At 30.2% G+C, this 4,169-nt stretch carries 3 protein-coding genes and 1 pseudogene; 3 read left to right on the top strand and 1 reads right to left on the bottom strand.

Going from position 1 to position 4,169, the window contains the following annotated elements:
- Positions 1-608 (top strand): hypothetical protein (locus ACFCYN_RS25090; RefSeq protein WP_375952830.1); only part of this gene is annotated, 608 nt, incomplete at its 5' end.
- A 757-nt stretch (positions 609-1,365) separates the two neighbouring features.
- Here ACFCYN_RS25090 and ACFCYN_RS25085 read toward each other — a convergent pair.
- The gene (locus tag ACFCYN_RS25085) at positions 1,366-1,767 is read right to left on the bottom strand and encodes a hypothetical protein (protein WP_375952827.1); all 402 of its coding nucleotides are present in this window, start codon (positions 1,765-1,767) and stop codon (positions 1,366-1,368) included.
- Between the two features lie 106 nt (positions 1,768-1,873).
- Between ACFCYN_RS25085 and ACFCYN_RS25080 the strand changes: the two are divergent.
- Together ACFCYN_RS25080 and ACFCYN_RS25075 are read left to right on the top strand one after the other, a co-directional pair.
- Positions 1,874-2,901, top strand: a pseudogene (locus ACFCYN_RS25080) (glycoside hydrolase family 65 protein); the annotation flags it as partial.
- Positions 2,902-3,473: 572 nt separating this feature from the next.
- Positions 3,474-4,169 (top strand): sigma-70 RNA polymerase sigma factor region 4 domain-containing protein (locus ACFCYN_RS25075; protein ID WP_375952825.1); only part of this gene is annotated, 696 nt, incomplete at its 3' end.

Here is a 4,169-nt window from a genome sequence, read left to right as displayed (position 1 = left end):
ATCTATTGATGTCTAAAGTAGGAGAAGGTTTATTAAATAAAAATTTTAGTAAAATAGTAGAAGCTCAACAAATATTATTATCCTCCACAAGAAAAAACACCTCTACAACAAAATTATTATATAAGCATTACGAACCTGAATATAGATTTTATTTGATAAAAGAACTATTAAAAATGAGGTACTATTACAGAGATATTATTTTCGGTATTACTTTTATCCTTATATTAAATCTATTATTCTTTTCATTGAGTAACGTATATTATCAAATAGGTATAATATTTATTATTTTGTTTGTAATCGACAACATCTTAACAAAATTGAATAAATATGAAATGGATTTCTTGAAAAAAAGTTTGATGTTTAAGGTGGATTTATCAGTTTTTTTTAAGATGAAATACATTTGCCAATTAATATTAGTTCTAATATTTATTTTAATAAGTTTCCAAATAATGATTGAATTTCCAATCTCATTTTTACTTTTTTTGATACTATTACCTCTGAAGAATTTACTATATAACTATTTAGAAAATAAGATTATGAAGGCTTCTATTTATCTAATTGGAGGAATTACTTATCTTTTACCTTATATTGAATTCATAATATTTTAATTTGGGAAGAGATTGGTTTTTATTCTTCAATATTTTTTTGAATAGTTACTCGTATTATGTTATGGCCAGCCACAACATGGTATGGATTAACAGGTATATCAGAAGACAAATTAAAAAGACTATTGCGTACGATAATAACTACTCTAAATTTTGGATTTTTGTAAATAGATTATTAAAATAAACAGTCCTACTTGTGTACTAAGTAGGACTTTTGTTTTTGAAAATATCTTGGATAAATATTTTCTTGAAAGAGCTAGGTTTCTTTTGTTGGTAAGTTTGACTTAATCCAATATACTAGTGCAATTTGGTAGCTGCTTTTCTTAATTGGAATCCCATTAATATTATTTATGTATGTAGGAGCAAGTCTAATTGGCTCGGAACGAATTGAAGGACAAATACTTTTATAGGTAACAGGAGTTGCTGACAGGGGACGCTTGATTTTTGCTAAAGTTACAGCAATGCTGGGAATTATTCTACTTTATTTTTTCTCCTTTTTAATCATAACGAGTAAGCTACGCATTATTTGTAAGAAGAACGAGCTATGCAACTAATGAGTGGATCAATCTTAGTAGTGATAACAAATCATTAATGGTTGCCAGTCTAGCGGTGTTGTTTGCTAGTAGTAAATTTAGAAAGATAGATTTGTAATATCTAATTTTATGTTGGTAGTTTTACTAGATAAATTTAATTTGGCCAAGAATATGTCTTGGCCTATTATTGTAAAAAATGCAAGATTTATAGATAAGAATGCAATCATTTAAAGATTATGCTTTGTTATATGTTGCCATACTTTTAAACCATTTTCGTAATTAGCAAAAGTAAATACAGTTACCCCAAAAACCACATCAATTCCAGAAGCCTCTTTAATTTTGGCCGCTGTTAATGGAGTTTTTAACCTTTCAAATCGATCCAGATACATGTAGCATTCGGCATCTATATGGCCCTGGTAATCAGCCTTCTCTACAATACCTGTTGCGATTCCTCGTGCAATAATACCTACCTCAGTACTGTACAAGAAAACAATATCACCCGTTTGTATTTTTTCCACATAAGTATGCCAGTCTCGAAAATATGCGGAGCATTTTTGATTTATAAGCATTTCGACTTCACAATTTGGATTATTCCTTTTGTTAGTATTTATTAAATGAACCTTACGCATGACTATTTCCTCCTCAAAATTAATACAACAATACTATTTCCTTGTTTGTTTTGAAAATCCTTCTATGTTAATTAATATTGGGAATAAATGCTGGGTTATCTGGTTTGAAGGGGCTCGTAGGAGAGTTGAGGAAAATGGATATGAAGGTGCGATGTATCCGTGGGAATCTGCTTGGATAGAGGACGGAGAGGTAACGCCAATTTGGGGTGCCGCAGATATTATAACAGGAGAAGCTACAAAAATTTGGTCTGGTTTTATCGAACAACATATTACAGCTGATATTGCATATGCAACATGGCAGTATTTCCAAATCACAAACGATGTTGATTTTATGCAGAAATACGGTTATGAAATCATTTTTGACACAGCAAACTTCTGGTCTTCGCGTTTAGAATGGAATGATTAAACAGAGGAGTACTACATTAATCAAGTTGTTGGTCCAGATGAATATAAAGAGCATGTGGACAATAATGCATTTACAAATTATATGGCTTATTGGAATATAAAAAAGGCAATGGAATACTACAATAAACTTGTGAAAAATGAACCTATTTTATTTTCCGAGCTTAGTAGAAAACTAGATTTAGGAATGAACTATTTAATTTGGGAAGCGAAGGCTAGAAAAATTGATTTACCGACTCCTCGGGAAAAGGATCTAGTAATCCCACAGGATGATACATATTTATCTTTAAAGAAGATTGATTTATCAAAATATAAAAATTAAGAAAATATTGGCTCAATGTTTAAAGAGTACAACCTAGACCAAGTAAATCAAATACAAGTTTCAAAGCAAGCGGACATTATGATTTGATTTATCTACTGGAAGATCTATTTAATCAGGATGTAAAAAGAGCTAACTGGAACTATTATGAACCAAAGACATTGCATGATTCTTCATTATCTACTCATTGTGTGTTGGCGTGTGATATGAAGGATGACTAAATGGCATATGAACTGTATAGGCGTGCAGCGGAAATAGATCTTGGACCTAATATGAAAACAAGCGATCATAGGATTCACGCAGCATCACTAGGTGGAATCTGGCAATGTGTAGTGAATGGATTTGGGGGAGTCCGCATGTTGAATGGAGAGTTAAGAATTTCACCGAGAATTCCGGTTGATTGGGAGCGTTTGGAGTTATGTTTTGAGGAGTCGGATTTGTGTGAAGGTTTATCATTAATTAAATATTAATTTAATTGGGATCTAATCAAACAAAAAACAATTAGTTGTTTTTTGTGGGGTTAGTTCTCTTTTTTTTTATTATGATTTCAAATACGACTATTTTTCATATGAATTTCGGTCGAATGTCATAGAAATTTCACAAACACTTAAATAGATTCCTACCTAATTTATTTATTTACTAAGGGTAAGACAAAAAAATTGGAGGAATCGAAATTATGGCAACAAATTCTGTCTAACCAACTTAAATGGACTAACATAACAAATAGTCGCCGTAGGAAGCAACGCCAGGCATCTATGTTCCACACCAACCAAAATCGCTGCATTTCTCCCTATTTCACGGCTGTGTATCTCATAAAGAGATTATTATATTTAAATTAATAATAATATCCAAATAAAATTAGGTTATAATATCTTATTAAGATATAATTAGATTAAATAGTCTAATTTATAAATAATTAGTTCATTTAATCTTATTTATTATTAATGCTTAATTTGAAAAGGATGGAATTTTTATGAGGACTCCTGTGTCTATATTTATTATGGATGTTAGTAATTCATCTTATGATGAGGTATTTGGTCAAGAATTATCTATGTATTTAAAAGAAATAGTTGAAATGATTAACGATTGGACAGACGGGGTTGTAAAAACAATCGTAAAGCACCGTATGGGAGATGAAATATTATTAGTTAGTAATCACTATTCTAGTGCATATGTACTTGCATTCTATATAAGTCGTATATGGAAATATAAAGATAATCAACCGTATTTTGGTTTAACTTTTGGAGATATAAATTTGGAATTAGATGAAATTGATATAGAAACATGGATTCATCCTTTGTTAAAAAAGGCACGTTTAGCAAATGAGAGTTTAAAAAGAACCTCAAATCGACCTAAGTTTAGTTTTAAATTAACCGATTTAAATAATGAGGACGATCTATTTGAGTTTGAAAAGATGTTTAACTTGTTATTAACATTACAAAATACATTAATTGAAAATCAAACTGATCTACAGGAGATTATTTGTTCATTGTACTTAATATTTATGAAGCAAAAGAAAATTGCTTCAATTTTAGATAAAACGCCTGCAACGATTTCCAGCCACTTTAGAAAAGGGAATAGTGGAGAAGTATTGAATACATTTGACGAAATTCAATTAGTACTTAATTCGATACAAAAACGAAAAAATCCTAAAGAAACGCAAGATCTAAAAGCTATTAGC

Origin of the sequence: Gottfriedia sp. NPDC056225 (genome assembly GCF_042267765.1) — a bacterium.
Taxonomy (GTDB): Bacteria; Bacillota; Bacilli; order Bacillales; family Bacillaceae_G; genus Gottfriedia.
The sequence above is the reverse complement of the archived record's forward strand: the minus strand, read 5'-3'. Positions and strand labels throughout refer to the sequence as shown.

Bases quoted from the DNA above. Each gene is read 5' to 3' on its own strand.
- ACFCYN_RS25085 (WP_375952827.1), bottom strand. From the start codon at position 1,767: ATGCGTAAGGTTCATTTAATAAATACTAACAAAAGGAATAATCCAAAT.